Source organism: Bacillus sp. Je.9.29.b (genome assembly GCF_051129925.1).
In the GTDB taxonomy this organism is placed as follows: domain Bacteria; phylum Bacillota; class Bacilli; order Bacillales; family Bacillaceae; genus Bacillus; species Bacillus safensis.
Genome location: NZ_JBCPSO010000003.1, coordinates 117,555 through 135,825, shown reverse-complemented (window position 1 = coordinate 135,825; position 18,271 = coordinate 117,555). Strand labels below are relative to the sequence as shown.

The window sequence follows — 18,271 nt, the reverse complement described above, 5'->3', positions numbered from 1 at the left end:
TATGGGATCAAAACAAAACAAGCTCATTCGCCTGAGCCTCACTTATTTTATCCTTTTCATTGCCTCCATTTGTATTCTATATCCACTGCTTTGGACGATCGGTGCTTCTTTTAACCCTGGGAACAGCCTCATGAGTACAAGCATGTTTCCGAAGAATCCAACGTTCAGCCACTTCACCGAGCTGTTCTTTGGGCAGGGGGCACTTTATGCAAAATGGTATTGGAACTCAATGAAGATCAGTATTGCCACAATGGTTTTAACGCTGGTTCTTGTCAGTTTTACAGGCTATGCCTTTTCCAGATTCCGCTTCAAAGGACGGAAAAATGGGCTGATGCTCTTTTTGCTGCTGCAAATGATTCCTCAATTTTCAGCACTGATCGCGATTTTTGTTCTTGCTCAAATGCTTGGACTCATTAACAGCCACCTTGCATTGATTTTGATTTATGCAGGCGGACAAATTCCGATGAATACGTATTTAATGAAAGGCTATCTTGATGCGATTCCAAAGGATCTCGATGAATCAGCCAGAATGGATGGCGCAGGGCATTTCCGGATTTTCATCCAAATTATTATGCCGCTCGCCAAGCCCATCTTAGCTGTTGTCGCAATCAACTCATTTACAGGTCCACTGGGTGATTTCATCATTTCCAGTGTCATTGTCCGCTCACCCGAAATGTATACGCTCCCAATCGGTCTGTACAATCTTGTGTCAGACAAAATGGGTGCCAGCTACACGACCTTTGCAGCCGGGGCTTTACTCATTGCGATTCCAGTTGCTCTATTGTTTCTTGTTTTACAAAAACAATTTGTATCCGGCCTCACACAAGGCGGGACAAAAGGATAAGGGGAGATTTGATGAAGAAATGGTTGCTTGTCACTGTTGTCGTTTTCTTTCTAATGGGGTTAGGTATTCTGCCTGAAGCAAAGGCTGATACGATTTCGGTGAAACCGATCAATGGATTGCAAGGTGATTTCATCAAAGGAGCCGATATTTCCATGCTTGCAGAAGTGGAGCGAAGCGGCGGCAAATACTACAACCAGAACGGACAGCAGGTTGATCCGCTCAAGCTATTAAAGGATAAAGGCGTCAACTATGTGCGTATCAGACTGTGGAACCATCCATATGACAATCAAGGCCGTGCCTATAACGGCGGCACAAATGATCTCAATACAGCCATCGCTTTATCGAAACGTGCAAAAGCACAAAACATGAAAGTGCTGCTTGATTTTCACTACAGTGATTTCTGGACTGACCCTGGTAAACAATTCAAACCGAAAGCGTGGGCTTCCCTCTCACAAAGCGATTTAGAAAAAGCGGTCGGCACTTACACAGGCGATGTGCTCAAAGCGATGAGAGCGCAAAATGCCTTGCCGAACATGGTTCAAGTCGGGAATGAGTTAAACTCAGGCATGCTATGGCCCAACGGAAAAAGCTGGGGTGAAGGCGGTGGTGAATTTGACCGGCTCGCTGCTCTGCTAAAAGCTGGCACAAATGCTGTCCGCTCTGTCGATTCAAACATCAAAATCATGCTTCACCTTGCACATGGCGGAGACAATGGTGCATCCCGCTGGTGGTTTGATGAAATCACAAAACGAGGCGTCTCCTTCGATACGATCGGTTTATCTTATTACCCGTATTGGGACGGCGGCTTTAGCGGTCTTACATCCAATATGAATGATATTAGTGCCCGCTATAATAAAGACGTCATCGTGGTAGAAACTGCTTACGGCTTTACGACAGCAAACGGTGACAACCTAGATAACTCATTTAACCAAGACTCTGTGAATACAGCCGGCTATCCAGCCTCACCTCAAGGCCAGGCATCTTTTATACGAGATCTATCGGAAAAGATTTCACAAGTAAACAACAACCGCGGGAAGGGGTTCTTTTATTGGGAGCCGCTTTGGATTCCAGCGAAAGGTGCTCCGTGGTCTAGTCAATACGGGCTCGCTTATATCCAAACAACCGGGACTGTCGGAAATGCGTGGGAAAATCAAGCGATGTTTGATTTCAACGGAAAAGCACTGCCATCTCTTGATGTATTTAAACAAATGACACCGTAACTAAAAGGATAGGACGTGACAAAATGGGAAAGCGTTACCCACTCGTTCACCCAAATGTGAAAGGCTTTTTGCATGGTGGCGATTACAATCCAGATCAATGGCTCCATATGCCAGAGATCATAGACGAAGATTTTCGATTAATGAAGCTTGCACACTGTCAAACATTCTCCATCAACATTTTCGCATGGAGTAAGCTAGAGCCAGCAGAAGGTCAGTATGACTTTGCATGGCTGGATGACATCATGGACCGCTTGGCAGCGCAGGGGGCACACGCCATTCTCGCAACGCCAAGCGGAGCAAGACCTGCTTGGCTGTCACAAGCTTATCCTGAGGTTTTACGCGTCGAAGCGAATCGTCAGCGTAACTTACATGGACTGCGCCATAATCATTGCTTCACCTCTCCGGTTTATCGAGAAAAAACGAATACACTCAACCGGCTGCTTGCGGAACGCTACAAGGATCATCCAGCACTGATCATGTGGCACATTTCGAATGAGTACGGCGGCGAGTGTCATTGCGACCTGTGCCAGGAAGCATTTCGAGACTATTTGAAGAACAAATACAACCACGATCTTGAGGCTTTGAATCAAGCATGGTGGACGGGATTTTGGAGCCACACGTATAGCGATTGGTCACAAATCGAGTCACCTGCACCGCACGGGGAGCACATGATTCACGGCATGAACCTGGATTGGAAACGCTTTGTCACAGCACAAACGATCAATTTTTATCAAAATGAAATTGAGCCGCTGCGGGAATTAACACCTCATATCCCAGTCACCACGAACTTTATGGGCGACTACCCGCATATGCGTCCATTCCTTGGTCTGGATTATCATCAATTTGCAAAAGAGGTCGATGTGATCTCATGGGATAGCTATCCAGCTTGGCATAGCGGCAGAGAAACAACGGCCGAATTAGCATCAAACGTTGCCTTTGTACATGATTTGTATCGTTCCTTAAAGGACGGACAGCCGTTTCTCGTCATGGAGAGTACGCCGAGCCTTGTGAACTGGCATGAAGTGAACAAGGTCAAACATAAAGGCATGGCACACCTTTCTGCCATGCAGGCAGTTGCCCACGGATCAGACTCCGTGCTTTATTTCCAGTGGCGGCAAGGCCGAGGCGCCTCTGAGAAATTCCACGGTGCCGTTGTCGATCATTCTGGTCATGAACATACGCGCGTGTTCCAAGAAGTGGCTGATCTAGGGAAACAACTGGAGCAGCTGCAGCCAATTGCGGGCACATCCGTTCAGCCAGAGGTCGCCATCATTTACGATTGGGAAAATCACTGGGCCATTGATGATGCGCAAGGCTTAAATAACACAAACAAACGCTATGTAGAGGCTTGTCAAACTCACTATCGAAGCTTTTGGAAAAAAGGCATCCCTGTTGACATTGTCGGGATGGAAAAGGATTTCTCATCCTATCGTGTGCTCATTGGGCCAATGCTCTACATGATCAAACCAGGCGTTGCAGAAAAAATTGAAGCCTTTGTCAAAGCGGGCGGCATTTTTATCGCCACATACTGGAGCGGCATAGTCGACGAAAATGATCTCTGTTTCCTCGGCGGTTTCCCTGGTCCTCTCCGCCATGTACTTGGCATTTGGGCAGAGGAAATCAACACATTAATGCCAGATGAACATGTGTTAATGACCACAGGGAATGGACGCACCTATCATGTCGGACAATATTGCGAATCTATACATCCTGAAACGGCCTCTGTGTTAGGGCATTTTGAGAATGGCTGCTACGAAGGACAGCCGGCCCTGACTGTCCGTTCATTAGAAAAAGGGAAAGCATACTATATGGCCTCAGAAAATGAGCAGGGTTTCTATGATGAATTTTACGAAGACCTTATCGCAGGTATTGGCATACAGCCCGTCCTATCCACTGCAATTCCAGAAGGAGTCAGTGTACAAAAACGAACAGACGGTACGCAGGACTATGTGTTTTTGATGAATTTCACAGAAGAGCAGCAGAACATGTCACTAGATTCAGAGGCAAGCTATGAGAATATGCTGACTGGACAGCAAGTGCCTGAGCAGCTTCAACTTGACCCTTACGAGTATGTCATCTTGAGAAATCGTTGAAAGAAGCGTCCATTTATTGGGCGCTTTTTAATTTAATGAGTCTAAATACCCATATTAATTATTATGAACTTTAATCGTTATTTTTATCTAAATTTTTTTACAATATTTGATGCCGCGACACGACTGGTCTCTCCATCCTTTTTTACCATTGTATAGGTATGAAAGCGGTTGCTTAATACTCATAAATTTGATACCCTTTTTTTCAATGCACCTGTGGGAATGCATTGGATGAAAAGTACAGACAAATGTAAACGGTTTATTTGTAGGGGAGGGGCTTATGTTAACGTTTGTTGGATTGATGATTATTTTAACGATTGTTGTGTTACTGATTTGGGGGAAAGCAAGTCCAATTGTTGCCATGGTCATGGTGCCTTTAATTGGGGCATTCATCGCAGGCTTTGGGATTAATGACATTCAATCATTCTTTGAAGAAGGGATTATTAAAGTACTGCCGGTGGCGACCATGTTTATCTTCGCCATTTTATTTTTTGGCATTTTACAAGATACAGGGTTCTTTGAACCTGTAATAAAAACGCTGATTAAACTGACAAAGGGAAATGTTGTCACGGTTGCGATGGGGACAGCTCTAATAGGAGTCATCGCTCATTTAGACGGAGCAGGAGCGACTACATTTTTATTAACTGTACCTGCACTACTTCCACTTTACAAAAAATTACATATGAGTCCGTACTTATTGCTGTTATTGATCGGGACAAGTGCTGGCTTAACGAATATGGTGCCGTGGGCTGGCCCCACAGGACGGGCAGCAAGTGTCCTTAATATGGACCCATCTGAACTTTGGGTACCGCTCATTCCCATTCAGCTCATTGGGGTCGTTCTCGTATTAGGAATGGCATTTATTTTAGGAAAAAGAGAAGAAAAACGCATTCGGGTCAAAATCGCCGCAAATGAAATCGCTGCTGTTCAATTAGAAGGCGCAGATTGGGACCGGGCTATTCAATCCATTAGCGAGACAGGTGATGCCGCTTTAAAACGCTATCACTTGATTTGGGTGAATTTCATTCTGTTTATAGCTGTTGTTGTCCTTCTTGTGCTCAACGTGATTCCGGCTAGTTATATGTTTATGATTGGTCTTTCTCTCGCACTATTAATTAACTATCCGAAAGTGGATGTTCAAATGGAGAGAATCAAGGCGCATGCACCTAGTGCACTCATGATGGCCGCCGTTATTTTCTCCGCAGGTTCGTTTCTAGGAATTCTCGAAGGAACGGGAATGCTAAAAGCTATCGCTGTGGACAGCATTCAGATTCTACCTGCTTTCCTGCTTCCATTTTTACATATCATTGTCGGGATGTTTGGGGTACCACTGGATATGCTGACAAGTACAGACGCTTATTATTACGCCCTTCTGCCAATTGTCGAATCAATCACATCTGAGGTCGGCGTGACGGGCACTTCTGCGGCGTATGCCATGATGATCGGAAACATCATAGGAACCTTTGTCAGTCCTCTCGCTCCAGCCGTTTGGCTTGCGATCGGTCTTGCAGGAGTCGATATGGGGAAACATATTCGCTACTCTTTCTTCTGGATGTGGGGATTCAGTATTGTTTTATTGATCGTTGCCAAACTGATAGGCATTATTTAAATAAAAAAGACATGCGCACAGCGACGCATGTCTTTTTTCATTATGAAGGATATTCACTTGTGTGAATATCTGAATTCGGCTTTCTAATAAGAGACATTAATCCAATGATAAACAATAGAACCATTGGAGCGAATGCAAGGCCAACTGTTCCAATTAAAAGAGTCACAGCAGAAACCAAGAAAAGAATACCTGAAAGCACGGCACGACGGTCGGTTTTCAAGAAAATCACACCTACAATCGACAGCACTGCCGCAATTGCGGAAACGACCATGAACTGAGTACCAAATGCATGAACCGAAGCCTGAAGCGTTTCAATCGGCAATGTTTCCCCTTCCTCTTTTAACACTTCATTGATTTCATCATAAAAAGATGGACCCACAGAAAGGATTAATGCCCCAAAGCCAACACCAATGGCATTGAGGACAATACTAATAATCCCCATAATTTTTTCACCTTTACGTTTAATCATGTGTAAACCTCCTAAAAAGTTAAATTAACCTGTTTTCACTTCTCGCTTTTGGAAGACGATTAAGGCAATAGCTAAGAAAATAGCCCAATAGATGACTAGGACGGTTAGTGAGAATCCTAGGGACATACCTTCGATAACAGTAACCTGTTCCATAAAGTATTGGGATGGATCGTTTGCAAATAACAGATATTTTGACCAATCAAAGAAGAGCATTAAAATACCTGTGACTGATCCACCCACAATATACGCTAACACACTAATGGCAATGGAGATAGCCTCACTTCTAAACACTGTAGAAATGGCGAACGAAAGGGTTCCCAAAACGACAAACATTGCACAATGAGCGAGATAATAATAGACCATATTGGCAAACTGTGAACGTTCAATCACTTCACCATTTTGATACACCAAATTCACATAATCAGTGTTAAGTCCAAAGAAAATAGCACCCAATATGAATGACAAGATAAATAGCACCACAACAAGTAAAAGAGCATACAGCTGCACCGTAATATATTTAGATATTAGGATCTTTAGCCTTGATGGTGGACGAATCAATAATAATTTAATTGTACCATGCTTGTATTCAGCCGATACAATGGTGGAAGCAATAATGATCACAAACACACCGACTAGTTGAAGTAAATTGGCGTTTGTTTTCACATAGTCCCATACACTGTCGCTAAACTGATCAGCCGGCGGCAAGTTATGCTTGATTCGATAATCATTAATAGTGATCTCTTTTTCAAGCTCTCTTTTAAAGAAACCATTCTCTGTCTCTTTGAGCTCCTTCTTGTTTTCCTTATTCATCATTTCTAGCTGGGTTTTCCAATCACCTGAAGCTTGATCTTTGTCATTTGTTTTCACTACAAAGATCAGCGTGGCAACCATACCTAATACAAGAAGCCCAACCATAATCCAAGTTCCAACACGATAACTGATTTTCATCCACTCGTTTTGAATGAGGCGAATCATACGTCTGCCTCCTTTTTACCTGTTAAGCTTAAGAACTTATCTTCTAAGGTTTGTTTTTCAATTTTGATTTCGTACAAATGAATAGACGCGCTGCTCAAATGACGGATTAATTCTGGCATTTTTTGTTCTGGCATAGAGAAAAATAAGTACTGCTCCTCTTCTCTTACAGTGACGCCTTCCTCAAATGCATCAATGAGCTTCTGTGCTTCTTCAAGCTCCCCTGCTGCCACCTTCATTCGATAATTAACCAAATCATCCTGCTTCGTCTCAGCACGCTGATCCTCAATCGCAATCAGCTTTCCTGTTTGGATAATTGCAAAGCGATCACACATCAATTCCATCTCTGACATGAGGTGACTTGAAACAATTACAGCCAGCCCTTCTTCCTTCGCAAGCCTTCTCAAGTAATCTCGTATCATTCGAATTCCCTCAGGATCAAGTCCATTGGTCGGCTCATCTAAGATTAGCAGTTTCGGTCTATGTATGAGTGCCTGCGCAATGCCCAATCGCTGTTTCATCCCTAATGAAAATGTACGCACACGTTTATGTTTCACATGCTGTAAGCTGACTAGCTCTAACAGCTCATCAATTCGCGCTTCATCCACTTTCCCATTCATTCTGGCAAAGTGAACAAGATTTTGTCTTGCCGTTAAATGATTATACATTTCTGGATTTTCAATAATCGCACCGACATGTTGGATAGCATGCTGATAGGAGGTTTGAATACTATGGCCATTAATCAGAATGTCACCAGATGTAATGGGAGAAAGACCGACCATCATACGAATGGTTGTTGTTTTCCCTGCACCATTTGGTCCTAAGAAGCCAAAGACTTCGCCCGCTTGGACAGAAAAGCTCAAGTCTTGAACAATCTTTTTCCCGTGAATATGCCTAGATACATTATGCAGTTCTAAAACGTTCGTCACGTTACCTCTCCTTCTGTGTCTAAGTATCATCTATCATTCTATTTCCTGATAAACTCCATGATCCGTCAAAAATAGAAGAACACTTCCATATGGTACAGCAATGCCCAAAAGTTGTGAAGGGGATTAGCCGAAATTTAGAGAATCATCTGCCTTTTTTAAGGTAGAGTTAAGAAAACTGCGGATTTTTATGTGAAAAGAGGCTTGATTTTTTAAAAAATGAACCTTTTTCAACAGGTATATATGTATGGAATTTTGTTTGAGATTATTCCTTTCACCTATAAATAAAGAAAAGAGGCCTCTTACAGCCTCTTTTCATACATTATATCTTTTTCACAAACTCTGATTTTAATTTCATTGCGCCGAAGCTAGGAATTTTACAATCAATGTTATGGTCGCCTTCAACTAAACGAATGCCTTTGACCTTCGTTCCTATTTTTAAAACGGATGAAGAACCTTTTACTTTTAGGTCTTTAATGACAGAGACCGTGTCCCCATCACTTAACAGGTTCCCATTCGCATCTTTGACAACAAGCTGTTCCTCTGACGCTTGTTCTTGTTCAAATGACCATTCATGCGCACATTCAGGGCAAATCAGCAAACTGCCGTCCTCGTATGTATAAGGTGAGCTGCACGAAGGACAATTCGGTAGATTAGACATTTTTGTTTCCTCCAACTTTCTACATCATTTATATTGATTTTACCACATTTCTATAGAAGGAATGTGATAGAAAAGGAAACATTTTTCATCGTTTACTTCTTTCTTCCAATTTCTAACGCAGCCGCGATATTCCGAGCCGTTCTCTCTACATGAAGATTCGCATCTTGTATCGCCTCAGAAAGAGAGGTAATACCTGGAACGATACTAAACAGTGCATCAATTCCATGATCGTGTACGACTGCACTATCTTTTGCTAGAGAGCCTGCGATGCCAATCACGGGCAAATGATACTTCTTTGCTGCTTTGGCTACGCCTATGGGCGTTTTTCCATAAATGGTCTGACGGTCAATTCGGCCTTCTCCCGTAATGACAAGGTCTGCCTCCTTGATGACGTCATCAAAATGAACAGCCTTCAGCACAATATCGATTCCTCTTTGCAAATCGGCTTGTAAAAAGCCTAATAAACTCGCACCAAGTCCTCCTGCCGCTCCTGCCCCTGCTGCTTTTCCAAAGGATACATTGAATTGCTTTTCAGCTACTTGTGCAAAATGAGCCAGGTTCTTGTCTAACACTTGAACCATTTCTTCATCTGCTCCCTTTTGAGGGCCGAAGACAGCAGACGCTCCTCTCTCACCTGTTAAAGGATTATCCACATCACAAGCCGCCTCCAGACGGACGGATTGCAGTCTTGGATCGAGCCCAGATAATTCAATTGAAGCTAATTGATGAAGTGCCCCGCCTCCTGGCGCTAGGTCTCGTCCTGTTTGATCAAGGAAAGCTGCACCTAATCCTTGCATCATCCCAACACCGCCATCATTTGTTGCACTTCCGCCAAGCCCAATCATCACATGCTTCGCTCCTTTATCCAGCGCTGCAAGTATTAATTCTCCAGTTCCTCTTGATGTGGTCCATAACGGATTACGTTTTTCTCGCGGGACAAGGTGTAAACCAGAGGCTGCAGCCATCTCTATGACAGCAGTCTGACCATCTCCTAACATGCCAAAAAAAGCATCCACGGGTTCACCAAGCGGGCCCGTGACCACTTGATTGACAATGTGCCCACCCGTCGCATCAACCAACGATTGAACGGTCCCCTCTCCTCCATCTGCCATTGGCAGTTTGATATACTCTGCGTTTGGCAAAATAGAACGAAATCCTCGTTCAATGGCACATGCTGTCTCATAAGCAGACAAACTTTCTTTAAATGAATCTGGTGCGATCACAATTTTCATCCTAAAGCCCCTCTTTTCTTATCATGTCCTCAGCCAAACAGCTGGAAAACGCCAAAAATAATGGTCGATACAACGGTTAACGTCAAACCGATTAACGATTCAAAAGGCATGAGCTTCAAACGCTCTTTAATATCCATTTGAACACTTCCTGCTGTTGCATGGAAAAAGCTCCCGTGCGGCATATGGTCAAGCACTGTTGCGCCAGCATGAATCATGGCTGCCCCTGAAAGAGCAGATACACCAAGCCCAATCAGTGTTCCGCTAAACACACCACTCGCTACCGCTGTTCCTGCTGTTGTCGAAGCGGTCGCGGCTGACATAAATATCCCTGAAGCTGGTGCAAGTAAATATGGAGGTAAACCCGATGCATTCAGTGCTTGAATAAACACATCTTTTAAGGAAGAATTCGATACGATTCCTGCTAGTGTACCTGTCCCTAATAACATAATCGCGACACCCGACATTTTATGGAGACCCGACATCGCATAATCATTGAGAAATTTCCCTTTTCTCATGAAAAGAGCACCTACAATCCCTCCAACCGGTAAGGCGATCATTGGGTCTATATTGATTTGAAAAAGCGGTCTTAAAGCCAACAATAAAATGGTAACCAGCGGACCAGCCAGTGCTCGAAAAAAAGAAGGTATTTGAACTTTACTTTGCCCAGTTTCCTCTTCAAGAACGGGTGTCCCTTTGTTTGCAAGCTTTTTAGCTAATACATATGTAACCGCCAACCCGAACACAGCTGGAATAACACCTGCAGCCATCATTGAAGTCAGAGGTACACCAAAAGCGTCTGAAGCGGCAATAGCATTCGGATTCGGGGACATGATATTTCCTGCCTTCCCGCCTCCAATCATAGCAAGGAGAATTCCCGTTTTTGAGAGCTTTGCACGTTTGGCAATGCCAAGTGCGATTGGCGCTACCGTAATAACCGCAACATCTACAAAAACGCCCACTGTTGTTAAAATCATCGTTGCAAGAGCGAGTGCTAATAGTGCCCTCGTCTCACCAAGCCTTTTCACGATGGCCTCAGCGATAGATAACGCTGCACCTGATTCAATGAGAACACCAGCCAGTACACCTGCGGCCATAATTCTAAGGACTGCCGGAATCATGTCCTTAGCACCTTCCATCATAACGTTGACGGTCTGAACAATGTCTACACCGCCAACCAATCCGCCTATGAATGCACCTGCCAGCATGCCATAAGCAGGTGATACTTTTTTTAGAATGAGAACAATCGCGATCACAAGCGCCGCCATGGCTCCCAGAGTACTTACCGTCACATCTCCACCCATTCTCAATCCCCCTAAAAATATCTTTCTCCAATTGTAAGCGTTTACCCAAGGGGATTGTGTTGTGAATCTGGATGAACTTTTTTCACTGACCACTCTACCGAATTGTGCATTTGCACAATCAAGAAAGTTGAGTCATTAGCTGCGCCATATAAAGCTCGATTAACTGTTTTACATGACGAGGGTCTTTTCCGGTCAATCCTTGAATTTTGTCTAAACGATAACGCAATGTATTTCGATGAATAAATAAACGATCAACAATTCTTTGCAAATCACCGCCCTCTTCAATGTAAACCCTTAATGTATGGGCGAGCTCTGCTTCTTGTGTCAAAGGCTTGTAAAAGTCAGTCCATCGACTTTTCTTTTCAGCAATTCCCGCCATCATGAATAAGCTTTCCAGTTGATAAGACTCAAAGAAATACATACTTTCCTCCGGATCAAGAGCCTTCCCTAACCTCAGGGCTTCTCTCGCATGCTGAAAAGAAATTGGCAGCTGGCTGATGTCTTCAGCGACAGTCCCTATCCCCACTAACACTTGGCTTCCTACTGCTCTTTGCATTGTTTTTTGCAGATGACCTGCCGCCTGCTTTACTTGATCAGGTATGGGCTGACTTAAAAGAATCAATTCATGACAAAAGGTCATGCCAAGTAAATCATCTGCCTTCTTATCATATTGAATCGCATGCATCAATTTATGAACAGCATCCTCTGAGGAGGGAACTGGCTGAAAAACAATAGCCATTCGGCGCTTGTCTAAATCCATTCCCAGCCAAGCCGCTCGATTTTTCAGCTGATGATCCCCAGCATCAGAATATGAAATCAACTGATTGACAATTTCACTCTCTATTCGATGACGCCATTGAACCCGCTCAAGCAGAAAAGATTGCTCTAACACCAGTTCTGCTGCCATCTTCACCAGCTCGGCATGATGCCGAATGTCCTCTGGTTCACCAGTAATTCCAATCACACCAACTACTTTTTCATGGAAGCAGATAGGCAAGTTAATCCCAGGTTTCACCCCTTCTAAGCGCAAAGAGGTCTCCTGGTCAATTTCCACACTGTTCCCGCTTGTCAGCACAAGCCGTGCACCATCATGTTTCTGGCCAATCCTGTTTCGTTCACCAGAACCAATAATGACACCATCTGCATTCATCACATTGATGTTTTTATGTAAAATATGCATCGTACGTTCAACCATTTCTTGAGCCAATTCACTGGTCAAAAATTGCATTTGCCATCTCCCCAGAAGTTTTTTTCATTCAATGTATCATAGTGTCTTTGAACAATAAACGCAAAGTGCTTAAAAACGAGCCATTGACAAAGACACCCTGAAAAGTGTTTAATCAAATCAAGAACCGACCGACAGTCTAGTTAAAAGAAAGGATGGCTTTATGAGAACCGTTAAACATCCTGAGGAACGTAAAAATGACATATTAAACGCAGCCGAAGCGCTTTTTTCAACCAAAGGCTATCAGAAAACAACGATTATTGACATATTAAAAGCCGTTGGCATTGCAAAAGGCACCTTTTACTACTACTTTGCATCCAAGGAAGAAGTAATGGATGCCATTATTGACAGGATCATCAAAGAAGATATCATCGTGGCAAAGCGTATTGCGGCTGAGCCAGACCTTCCAGTCGTTGACAAACTATTTCGTATCATCATGGCGCAATCACCTCAGCAAGGAAGCCATAAACAGGGCATGATTGATCAGTTTCATCAGCCTTCTAATGCAGAAATGCATCAAAAAAGCTTAATCAAAGCCATTAAAGAACTATCACCCGTGTTGGCAGATGTCATTCAGCAAGGTGTAGAGGAAGGGACATTTAAAACGAAATATCCGCAAGAGACGGTTGAATTCCTTCTTGCTTCTGCACAGGTCATATTTGATGAAGGCCTGTTTCAATGGTCACCCGAAGAAAGTCTACAACGCGCTTTAGCTTTTATTGATATACTCGAATCCTCATTGCATGCAAAAAAGGGAAGCTTTTCATTCCTGCTGAAGCGATTATCTGGAGAGCTGGATGAAAATAATCAGTGATTGGTCACTTCAATACCAATCCTGCATACATTATAGACTGACGGTCGGTCTAAAAGGAGAGTGATATTCATGTCTTTGTTATCCAAAAGAGGATCATCCCACTTTATCTACCTCGTTCTCGGACAGATTATTTCCGTTTTCGGATCTTCTCTCATTCGGTTTGTTCTATCTTTACACGTACTGGATATGACGCATCGAGTTGATTTATATGCCTTACTTTTCGCTTTATCCAATATCCCACTCCTTCTCTCACCGTTAGCTGGTGCAATCGCTGACCGGTTTAACAGAAGGAACTTAATGATTTTATTTGATGTCCTCACCGGCATGATGATTCTTGCCTTTTATTTTTGGTTATTTTCAGGAAACGATTCACTCTATATGATCGGAGCTGTCATGATACTGCTTGGCGTGATGAGTACGTTCTATGCTCCCGCTGTCATGTCCAGCATTCCACAGCTAGTGAAACAAGAGCAATTAGAACAAGCAAACGGCATTGTCAATGGCGTTCAGGCGCTTTCAGGTGTTCTCGCACCTATTATCGGAGGAGTTCTATACGGAATGATTGGAAGCCAATCCATCATCGGTGCAAGTGCCATCGTATTTTTCCTATCAGCCTGCATGCTTTTAAGGTTAAACATTTCCTTCTCCCCTAGCCCGCTGACAGAGTCTATGGGCAAAGTGCTCATAAAAGATATGAAACAAGGATTTTCTTATATTGGCAGCCAGCCATTTTTAAACAGAGCCATGCTGCTTGCTGCAATGTTAAATTTCATCCTTACACCATTTTTTATTGTTGGGGGACCAATCATTTTAAGGGTCACAATGAAGAGCAGTGACATCATGTATGGAATAGGCATGGGCTTGATTGAATTCGCTGTCATCGCAGGGGCTCTGCTAGTGGGGCTTGTAGCGAAGCATTGGCGCATTCCTACTTTATATCGCTGGCTTCTTGTCATCGCAGTCATCTTGCTGCCTGTGGCGTTCTCAACATCCAAAACAGCTCTTCAATTTGGCACTTATCCAGCTTATTTTCTCTTTTTAGCAGGATGCCTTCCAATTGCTATGCTGCTGACTATGATCTCAATCGTTGTGATTTCACATGTTCAAAAGAAAACACCAAATCATCAGTTGGGAAAAGTGATGGCCAATCTGACAATGGTTTCTCAATGTGCTGCTCCGCTTGGCCAAATGATGTATGGATTTTTGTTCAATACGTTTTCAGCCACCGTGTATGTGACGGTGCTCATCGTCAGTACTTTCATGTTTGCACTAGCCTGCTTAACAAAAAATATGCTTCAGCATGAAGGAGAATCAGCCTCATGAGATTAGCGTTTATAAAGAAAGACTTAACCCGTCACCGCCTTATTGCAATCGGCTTAACCATTTGCATCATGATGACTTCATTTCTCGCAGCAAGTGCAGCTCAAATGATCGTACAGCTGAATGGTTCCATTTCTAACCTGCTCCATTCTGCCAAAGCGCCAGACTTTGTCCAAATGCATGACGGCGACCTAAATGAAAAAGACATTGAAGCATTTTCAAACAAGCAATCCATGGTAAAAGCCCATCAAATCGTCCCAATGATACCAATTGAACATGCAAACATCAGGTTCGGACATGAGCCTGCCAAAGCAGGTGTGATGGATCATTTATTTGTGAAGCAAAATCGCAACTTTGATTTTCTTTTAAATGAACAAAACGAAAAGCTCACTATCAATAAAGGTGAAGTGGCTGTCCCAATTTATTTTCAACAAAAGTATCAGCTCAACATAGGTGAAACATTACTGATTGAGAAAGGAACTAATCAATTCACCTTTCGCATCAAAGCGTTCTTGCGAGATGCACAAATGAACCCCAGTCTTGTCAGTTCAAAAAGATTTCTTCTTCATAACGAGGATTGGGATGCAATAAATCAAGTGTTTCAACACAAAGAGTACTTAATCGAATTTTTACTACATGATGCCGCGCAGACAGATACTTTTCAAGCAATCTATCAATCATCACAACTGCCACAACAAGGTCCAGCTGTCACACTACCTTTACTGCGTATGCTGAATGCATTGACAGATGGAATGGTCATTGCCATTCTCCTGCTTGTTTGTCTGCTGCTCATCAGTATAGCCCTTCTCTCTCTCCATCTTGCTATGACGGCTTCAATAGAAGAGGATGAACGTGAAATTGGCATACTGAAGGTGCTTGGGATCCCTTTAACAAGAATCAAGCAATTATACGTTGGTAAGTATGCCGTGCTTGCTTGTGCAGGGTGTATAGCAGGATATGTGTTAACGCTTATATTTGGTGATATGTTTACGGCCAATATTCACCGATACATGGGGAACCAGCCTTCTTTTGCTCATTGGTTAATCCCGCTTTTTGTTTCTATTGCGACGGCAATGATCGTCATCTCTTGCAGCTATGCTGTCCTAAGAAAGTTTGGTCAAATATCAGCTGCTCAAGCACTTCAAGGCGTTATCAATTCACCGAATCATAAGAAAAAAATACCTATGCACCTCAAGAAAAGCAGGTTCATACCAATCAATATTTGGCTTGGTTTAAAAGATCTGATATCACGAAAGAAGTTGTACACAACGATTTCTTGTATTATTGCACTCTGTACATTTTTAATGCTCATGCCTATTCAGCTATGGCATACCTTACAATCACCGGATTTCATCACATACCTTGGCTCTGGTAAAAGTGACCTTCGAATGGATATACGCCAAGGAAATCATCTAGCGAAAAATACAAACGAAATAGAATCAATGATTCGTCAAGATCAGAGCATACAAACAGCAGCCATCTATAAAACTACTTCTCTTCAGGTGAAATCAAAGGAGAACACATTAGATACGCTCTACTTAGAAACAGGTGAGCTCTCAGCATTTCCCCTCAACTATTTACAAGGACGGCAGCCTTTAAAGAATGAAGAAATTGCCTTATCCGTATTAAATGCAGATTCACTTCAGAAAAAGATAGGAGAAAAAATCACTCTCGTAACTAATGGGCATGAAATCCAAAGAACGGTGACAGGTATTTATCAGGACGTAACCAATGGGGGCAAAACAGCAAAAGCAATATCACAGCCATTTCCTCAACCAGCTCTTTGGCAAACCATTCAAATCCAACTAAAGCCAGGAGTAAATATTGCAGAGAAAAAGACAATATTTGAAAAAAAGGTATCTCCTGCAAAAGTGACAGATATGAAAGAATACGTTCATCAAACGATCGGCAGCACAGCATCTATTGTAAAAGTCATTGCATTTTTTGCTGCATTAGCTGCCTTTGGAACCGCTAGCTTAATGCTATTCATGTTTCTGCACATGTTAAAGGCAAAAGATTCGAGCCGAAACCACATGCTAAGAACAATTGGATTTTCTATAACAGATATAACAGCACAATATATAACGAGTTTTATCGTTGTTCTGTGTTTTGGCGCCTTTATTGGAGCAATCGCGGTCAATACCATTGGTCCTGCTTTGATGAGTATAGGTGGAGCAACATTAGGGGCGTCGAGCCTCCAGTGGCTGTCACCGCAATGGGTGTCAGTTGTGTACCCCGTTACACTATTTATTGTCAATTTAGCTTTGACCACCTGGTTATTGAAGGCGTTTTTTTCTAGTCAAACGACAAGGCATACACTTTTATAAGGAGATGTTTCACATGGAACACTTGATTGAAACGAAGCGATTGTCATTGCATATCGATTCATTAAAAGGACAGAAACAAACGATTCTTAAGAATATTCATTTATCGATAAAGCGTGGGGAATTCGTGACCATTATGGGACCTTCTGGATGCGGGAAAACATCCTTACTTTATCAGCTTAGCGGCATAGAAACAGCTTCAACAGGAAAGATCAAATATAAAGGCCGATCACTATCAGAAATGACAGACAAACAGTTAACTGCTCTGCGCTTAACAGAGATGGGGTTTGTCTTTCAGCACAGCCACTTACTAAAAAATCTTAATCTATTTGACAACATCATTGCTGCAGCTTATTTAGCAAAGAAAAAGCCAAGACAAGAATTGAATGAACGAGCTCAATATTTAATGGAAAAACTTGAAATTTATCATTTGGCAAATAGATATTTGACAGAAGTATCGGGAGGACAACTTCAAAGAGCCGCTATCTGCCAAGCGCTCATGAATGAACCAGACATACTTTTTGCTGATGAACCAACAGGTGCTCTTAATTCCAGTACAACGAAGGAAGTGATGAATATTTTTTCAAGAGTACACGCTGAAGGAGCAACACTGCTGCTTGTCACACATGACCCTAAGGTGGCTCTTCGTTCTGAAAAAATCATGTTTATGAATGACGGAGAAATTGCAGACAGTTTACAATTAGGAAGATATGACCATTCAACTGCCGAGAAACGAGAAATGAGATTAAATCAATGGCTGCAAGATTTAGGTTTTTAATTTGAGTAAAAACAGGCAGGAAACTGCCTGTTCTAGTTTTTTTGGCACTCAAACGAGTAATCCATAGACAAACTATTTGTTTCTAAGATGATTTTGCCGCCAGCTTGTTGACAAGATTCTGTCAGCAGCTCAATTTCTTTGCTATAAAAGTATCTCTTTGACATATAAACAGTCACTAAAACAAATAACAGAGTCGCGAAAATGACTGTGATTTGTCTATTTAAACTTTGAAACCTTTTTTTCATTTCAACATCCTTTCTAAAGGTCTGAGTTTGTGTTTAATACTTACTTTTGGCTGCATCTATCAGTTTCTTATCTCATGATCTAGCAACATCATACATGATTTTCTTTCCTAGATCGACCTTCCATTTTCCCTCTGAAATAGCTAAAACTTCTTTATTCCAAATATACGAGTGATATTTTCGTTCATTATCATAAAACCCATTGTATATTTTCCTTTTTTAGACTTCCAAAAAGAGATTTTAT

At 42.5% G+C, this 18,271-nt stretch carries 16 protein-coding genes; 8 read left to right on the top strand and 8 right to left on the bottom strand.

The window, feature by feature from the left end:
• Window position 1: 1 nt before the first annotated feature.
• From AAZR19_RS06885 to AAZR19_RS06870, 4 genes are all read left to right on the top strand, one after another.
• Window positions 2–844: a sugar ABC transporter permease gene (locus AAZR19_RS06885; protein WP_434702695.1), complete on the top strand. Its 843-nt coding sequence runs from the start codon at window positions 2–4 to the stop codon at window positions 842–844.
• Window positions 845–855: 11 nt separating this feature from the next.
• Window positions 856–2,064, top strand: a complete 1,209-nt coding sequence (locus AAZR19_RS06880; protein ID WP_432243971.1) for a glycoside hydrolase family 53 protein — start codon at window positions 856–858, stop codon at window positions 2,062–2,064.
• A gap of 23 nt (window positions 2,065–2,087) precedes the next feature.
• Entirely contained in the window at window positions 2,088–4,157 is a 2,070-nt protein-coding gene (locus AAZR19_RS06875) for a beta-galactosidase (protein WP_434702693.1), read from the top strand.
• A 277-nt stretch (window positions 4,158–4,434) separates the two neighbouring features.
• Window positions 4,435–5,763, top strand: a complete 1,329-nt coding sequence (locus tag AAZR19_RS06870; protein WP_056765296.1) for a CitMHS family transporter — start codon at window positions 4,435–4,437, stop codon at window positions 5,761–5,763.
• Between the two features lie 40 nt (window positions 5,764–5,803).
• Here AAZR19_RS06870 and AAZR19_RS06865 read toward each other — a convergent pair whose 3' ends face one another.
• From AAZR19_RS06865 to AAZR19_RS06835, 7 genes are all read right to left on the bottom strand, one after another.
• Entirely contained in the window at window positions 5,804–6,232 is a 429-nt protein-coding gene (locus AAZR19_RS06865) for a DUF4064 domain-containing protein (RefSeq protein WP_024427571.1), read from the bottom strand.
• Window positions 6,233–6,256: 24 nt separating this feature from the next.
• A complete protein-coding gene (locus AAZR19_RS06860; RefSeq protein WP_034281407.1) occupies window positions 6,257–7,207 on the bottom strand; it encodes an ABC transporter permease in 951 nt (316 codons plus the stop codon).
• Window positions 7,204–8,133 (bottom strand): ABC transporter ATP-binding protein, encoded by a 930-nt coding sequence (locus tag AAZR19_RS06855; protein WP_349905288.1) that lies wholly within the window; start codon window positions 8,131–8,133, stop codon window positions 7,204–7,206. Before AAZR19_RS06855 ends, AAZR19_RS06860 begins: the two co-directional genes overlap by 4 nt.
• A 319-nt stretch (window positions 8,134–8,452) precedes the next feature.
• On the bottom strand, window positions 8,453–8,791 hold the full coding sequence (locus tag AAZR19_RS06850; protein ID WP_076840572.1) for a zinc ribbon domain-containing protein YjdM: 339 nt from the start codon (window positions 8,789–8,791) through the stop codon (window positions 8,453–8,455).
• Window positions 8,792–8,883: 92 nt separating this feature from the next.
• Window positions 8,884–10,023: a glycerate kinase gene (locus AAZR19_RS06845; RefSeq protein ID WP_434702690.1), complete on the bottom strand. Its 1,140-nt coding sequence runs from the start codon at window positions 10,021–10,023 to the stop codon at window positions 8,884–8,886.
• A 29-nt stretch (window positions 10,024–10,052) separates the two neighbouring features.
• Entirely contained in the window at window positions 10,053–11,324 is a 1,272-nt protein-coding gene (locus AAZR19_RS06840; protein WP_434702688.1) for a GntP family permease, read from the bottom strand.
• A gap of 118 nt (window positions 11,325–11,442) precedes the next feature.
• Entirely contained in the window at window positions 11,443–12,552 is a 1,110-nt protein-coding gene (locus tag AAZR19_RS06835; protein WP_434702686.1) for a CdaR family transcriptional regulator, read from the bottom strand.
• A gap of 160 nt (window positions 12,553–12,712) precedes the next feature.
• On the opposite strand from AAZR19_RS06835, the gene AAZR19_RS06830 reads away from it, so the two are divergent.
• The 4 genes from AAZR19_RS06830 (at window position 12,713) to AAZR19_RS06815 (ending at window position 17,785) form a co-directional block, all read left to right on the top strand.
• On the top strand, window positions 12,713–13,363 hold the full coding sequence (locus AAZR19_RS06830; RefSeq protein ID WP_076840576.1) for a TetR/AcrR family transcriptional regulator: 651 nt from the start codon (window positions 12,713–12,715) through the stop codon (window positions 13,361–13,363).
• A 69-nt stretch (window positions 13,364–13,432) separates the two neighbouring features.
• Window positions 13,433–14,686 carry an MFS transporter gene (locus AAZR19_RS06825; protein ID WP_434702684.1) on the top strand — a complete coding sequence of 418 codons (1,254 nt, stop codon included), beginning with the start codon at window positions 13,433–13,435 and terminating at the stop codon, window positions 14,684–14,686.
• Window positions 14,683–17,010: an FtsX-like permease family protein gene (locus AAZR19_RS06820; protein WP_434702682.1), complete on the top strand. Its 2,328-nt coding sequence runs from the start codon at window positions 14,683–14,685 to the stop codon at window positions 17,008–17,010. The genes AAZR19_RS06825 and AAZR19_RS06820 overlap by 4 nt, the downstream gene beginning before the upstream one ends.
• Window positions 17,011–17,023: 13 nt before the next feature.
• Window positions 17,024–17,785: an ABC transporter ATP-binding protein gene (locus AAZR19_RS06815; RefSeq protein WP_434702680.1), complete on the top strand. Its 762-nt coding sequence runs from the start codon at window positions 17,024–17,026 to the stop codon at window positions 17,783–17,785.
• Between the two features lie 32 nt (window positions 17,786–17,817).
• On the opposite strand, the gene AAZR19_RS06810 is transcribed toward AAZR19_RS06815, so the two are convergent.
• Complete coding sequence (locus AAZR19_RS06810; RefSeq protein ID WP_076840637.1) at window positions 17,818–18,030, bottom strand: hypothetical protein; 213 nt, start codon at window positions 18,028–18,030, stop codon at window positions 17,818–17,820.
• Window positions 18,031–18,271 lie beyond the last annotated feature (241 nt).

Coding starts and splice junctions, on each gene's coding strand:
- AAZR19_RS06840 (WP_434702688.1), bottom strand. CDS start 11,324: ATGGGTGGAGATGTGACGGTAAGTACTCTGGGAGCCATGGCGGCGCTT.
- AAZR19_RS06835 (WP_434702686.1), bottom strand. CDS start 12,552: ATGCAATTTTTGACCAGTGAATTGGCTCAAGAAATGGTTGAACGTACG.
- AAZR19_RS06815 (WP_434702680.1), top strand. CDS start 17,024: ATGGAACACTTGATTGAAACGAAGCGATTGTCATTGCATATCGATTCA.
- AAZR19_RS06870 (WP_056765296.1), top strand. CDS start 4,435: ATGTTAACGTTTGTTGGATTGATGATTATTTTAACGATTGTTGTGTTA.
- AAZR19_RS06880 (WP_432243971.1), top strand. CDS start 856: ATGAAGAAATGGTTGCTTGTCACTGTTGTCGTTTTCTTTCTAATGGGG.
- AAZR19_RS06845 (WP_434702690.1), bottom strand. CDS start 10,023: ATGAAAATTGTGATCGCACCAGATTCATTTAAAGAAAGTTTGTCTGCT.
- AAZR19_RS06820 (WP_434702682.1), top strand. CDS start 14,683: ATGAGATTAGCGTTTATAAAGAAAGACTTAACCCGTCACCGCCTTATT.
- AAZR19_RS06885 (WP_434702695.1), top strand. CDS start 2: ATGGGATCAAAACAAAACAAGCTCATTCGCCTGAGCCTCACTTATTTT.
- AAZR19_RS06825 (WP_434702684.1), top strand. CDS start 13,433: ATGTCTTTGTTATCCAAAAGAGGATCATCCCACTTTATCTACCTCGTT.
- AAZR19_RS06865 (WP_024427571.1), bottom strand. CDS start 6,232: ATGATTAAACGTAAAGGTGAAAAAATTATGGGGATTATTAGTATTGTC.
- AAZR19_RS06875 (WP_434702693.1), top strand. CDS start 2,088: ATGGGAAAGCGTTACCCACTCGTTCACCCAAATGTGAAAGGCTTTTTG.
- AAZR19_RS06810 (WP_076840637.1), bottom strand. CDS start 18,030: ATGAAAAAAAGGTTTCAAAGTTTAAATAGACAAATCACAGTCATTTTC.
- AAZR19_RS06850 (WP_076840572.1), bottom strand. CDS start 8,791: ATGTCTAATCTACCGAATTGTCCTTCGTGCAGCTCACCTTATACATAC.
- AAZR19_RS06860 (WP_034281407.1), bottom strand. CDS start 7,207: ATGATTCGCCTCATTCAAAACGAGTGGATGAAAATCAGTTATCGTGTT.
- AAZR19_RS06830 (WP_076840576.1), top strand. CDS start 12,713: ATGAGAACCGTTAAACATCCTGAGGAACGTAAAAATGACATATTAAAC.